Raw genomic sequence first — 3,307 nt, 5'->3', positions numbered from 1 at the left:
GCTGAAGACCTGGCAGCCCTGCGGGTTGACGCCCGACATCACGTGCTCGATCACACCATCCTTGCCCGCCGCGTCCATCGCCTGAAAGATCAGCAGGACGGCAAAGCGGTCGGTTGCGTAGAGCAGCTCCTGCAGCGCGCTCAGCTGCGCGACGTGCTCCGCCAGGATCTCCCGATAGTGCTCCTTCGACTTGTAGATCGGCTTCACCGTCGTCGGCCAGTGGCGGAGCGCGACCGAGTCTCCCTCCCGCACGCGAAAGTCATCCGGATCGATCTTCATGCTCCTCCCTGCGGAGCGCGCCGCTAGCGCGCCGCGTCATCGGCGCCGAGCTCGCCCTGGGCGGCGATGGTGCCGGCCCGGGTCGGCTTCCCGACCAGCAACATTTCGAGCAAAGCGCCTAACAGTGCGCCTAACAATGGACCGGCGATGTAGACCCACGTCGTGCCCAGGTGTCCCCGCACGAGATCGGGCGCCAGGGACCGCACGGGATTCATCGACGCGCCGCTCACCGGCGCCGCCCACAGTCCGGCCAGCGCGATGTATCCGCCCACGGCGATCGCCCCGTTGGTGCCGATGTTCCGCGCGCCCGTGGCCGTGCCGAGAATCGTGTTGACCAGGCCCGCCGTGAGCAGCACCTCCATCACGAACGCCTTCCCCGCCCCTACCCCCGCGCCCGGCACCGTCGCGCCGAGCGCCCCCACGCTGCCGAACATGATCCGGAGAAACACGGCAGCTGCGAGCCCGCCGGCCACCTGGGCGCCGATGTAGCCGGCCACCCGGTTCCACGGAAAATTGCGCCTAACGGCAAAGGCGAGCGTGACGGCCGGATTGAGATGCGCGCCGCTCACCTGCCCCATGAAATAGATCGCCGCCATCACCATGAGCCCCGGCGCGACCACCGCCATGGCGGGCGTGATGGCGCCGGGACTGCGAGCCCCGATCACGTCTGCGCCGGCGGCAACCACCACCAGCAGGAACGTCCCCCAACACTCCGCCACGATGCGCCGCCACTCGTGCGCGCGCTCGAGGAAATCGTGCGACAAGCGTTGCTGCACCACGCCTTGCGGCTCACCGACGGCAGCCGTGCCTGTCGCGTCCGATGTCATGATGGCCCCCGGTAGGCAATGCCCGTGCGGCGATCCGGGCGGATGCGGCGTGCCGAAAGGAAGAAGTCGATGCTCTTGTGAGGAACCGCTTGCGTTAGGATTTACGCTTGACGGCGTGGGTGGCGCAAGCCGGATGGATAGCGTCAGGCCGCCGAAGCAACCATGCTGCCGCCGCGCCGCCGTTCCCTTCCGGCAGGATGCCTCGTCATCCACGGGCGGAACCGCGCGCTACCGCCAGGTCGTCCGCCTTCCTCCTCGCCAGCCACGTCCGACACTTGACCGTTTCGCTCGACGCATCACCCGCCAGCGGCACCGCGACGGATGTGACCGCGCCTCCATCAGCGCGTTCGTCCGCCACGGGGTGGAGTCTGCGCGTCGAACGCAACGAATGGGTCTTGGCAGTGCTGCTGTGGGTCGTTTGCGTGAGCTACGCGGCGCTTCGCCTGCCGCACGGCTGGGTACCCTTCGACGCCGGTGCGCTTGGCGAAAGCGCGCAGCGCGTGCTCGCGGGCCAACTGCCGCACCGCGACTTCGACGAGATCTACACGGGCGGTCTCAGCTACCTGAACGCGCTCTCGTTCCGACTGTGGGGAACGAGTCTCATGGCCATGCGCATCACGCTCCTCGTCGCATTCGCGCTCTGGCTGCCTGCTGTCTACGCGATCGCGCGCCGGGTCGCGCCCAAGTCGCTCGCTATCGCCGTGACGCTGTTGGCGGCTTCGTGGAGCATCCCGGTCTATCCCGAAGCGATGCCCTCGTGGTACAACCTGTTCTTGGCGACCTTCGGGGTGGCGGCGCTGTTCTGCTACCTGGATGACGGGCGTCGGCGCTGGCTCGTGGCTGCCGGTGTGTGCGCCGGACTCTCCTGCCTCATCAAGATCGTCGGCCTCTATTTCGTCGGCGCCGCGCTGCTATTCCTCTTGTATCACGACCAGGACCGCGCCCTCCCGCGCGACTCGGAAGGGCCAGTGGGACGGCTGGGCTCGGTTCTCGTTACGCTGGCCGCGTCGACCGCGGTTGCGGCGCTGCTCGTACTGATACGCGGCCATCTGACGTCCGACGTTCTGGTGCAATTCATATTGCCGGGCGCCGCGCTCGCGGCGCTGCTCGTGTGGCGCGAGTGGCGCGCGCCGCCCACGGAGTGGCGGGCGCGCGTCGCAGGCCTAACGCAACTCGGGCTGCCGTTCGTCGCCGGCCTGCTGCTGCCCGTTGCCCTGGCGCTCATCCCGTACGCAGCCGGCGGCTCGTTAGGCGCGCTGATGCACGGCGTCTTCGTGCTGCCGGCGCGGCGCTTGAGCTTCGCCTACCGCGCGCCGCGCGGATCGGCGGCGTTCGTCGTCCTCGCGGCGGCGGGGCTGATCATCCCACGGATCGCGCGGAGGTTCTCCGTCCGCGGCCGCCGGGAAGCGGAGATCCTGTTCACGATCGCGTGCGTCGCCGTGCCCATCGGCGCATCCGTAGCGGTCGTGTACCACGTCGCCTGGATCCCGATGCGCGTGCTGATACCACTCGCCGCGGTGTGGGCCGCATGGCACCTCGCGCGCCTCCCGCGCGGCGGCGCGGACGACACCGGCAATGCACGGATCTTCCTGCTGGCGGCAGCCACCGCCTGGTGCGGCCTGGTCCAGTTTCCCTTCGCCGTGCCTAACTACTTCTTCTACGCCGGGTCGTTGGCCGCGCTGACGGCGGTCGCGCTCGCCGCACGGCGCGGACCGGCGTGGCGCCGCCTGACTGGCGTCTGTGCCGCGGCGTATGTCGCATTCGCCGTCGTCCGCATCCACTCATCGTCCGTGTTCGCCATCGGGCTTTCCAACGCCGCCGACAATCAGCACTCCGCCCTGCCGCTGGCGCGCGGCGGAATACGCGTATCGCCCTACGACAGCGCGATGTACGGCGCCCTGGTGCACGAGCTGCGCGCCCACTCGCAGTCCACCTACACGTACGCCGGTCCCGACGCTCCGGAAGTCTACTTTCTCTCCGGCCTCCGCAACCCCACCCGCACGCTCTTCGATTTCTTCGACAACTCCGTTGGGCGAACGCCGCGCATCATGCGTGAGCTCGACGCACGCGGCGTCACCGCAGTAGCCATCAACGCGCACGGAGATTTTTCAGGCGCCATGCCGACCAGCCTCGCCGCAGCGCTCGAGCAGCGCTTTCCCCTCCACGAGCAGATCGGCCGCTTCACCCTGCGGTGGCGCGAA

General features: G+C 68.9%; 3 protein-coding genes. 1 reads left to right on the top strand and 2 read right to left on the bottom strand.

From position 1 onward, the window contains the following. Positions 1 to 279 (bottom strand): hypothetical protein (locus VFW04_12380; GenBank protein ID HEX5180122.1); only part of this gene is annotated, 279 nt, incomplete at its 3' end. Positions 280 to 302: 23 nt separating this feature from the next. Continuing rightward, positions 303 to 1,106, bottom strand: coding sequence for an aquaporin (locus VFW04_12375; GenBank protein ID HEX5180121.1), 804 nt, complete (start codon positions 1,104 to 1,106; stop codon positions 303 to 305). A gap of 275 nt (positions 1,107 to 1,381) precedes the next feature. On the opposite strand from VFW04_12375, the gene VFW04_12370 reads away from it, so the two are divergent. Beyond that, a partial coding sequence (locus VFW04_12370) for a glycosyltransferase family 39 protein (protein HEX5180120.1) occupies positions 1,382 to 3,307 on the top strand: 1,926 nt, incomplete at its 3' end.

The sequence above is a fragment of the Gemmatimonadaceae bacterium genome, from assembly GCA_036273715.1.
Taxonomy (GTDB): Bacteria; Gemmatimonadota; Gemmatimonadetes; order Gemmatimonadales; family Gemmatimonadaceae; genus JADGGM01.
The sequence above is the reverse complement of the archived record's forward strand: the minus strand, read 5'-3'. Positions and strand labels throughout refer to the sequence as shown.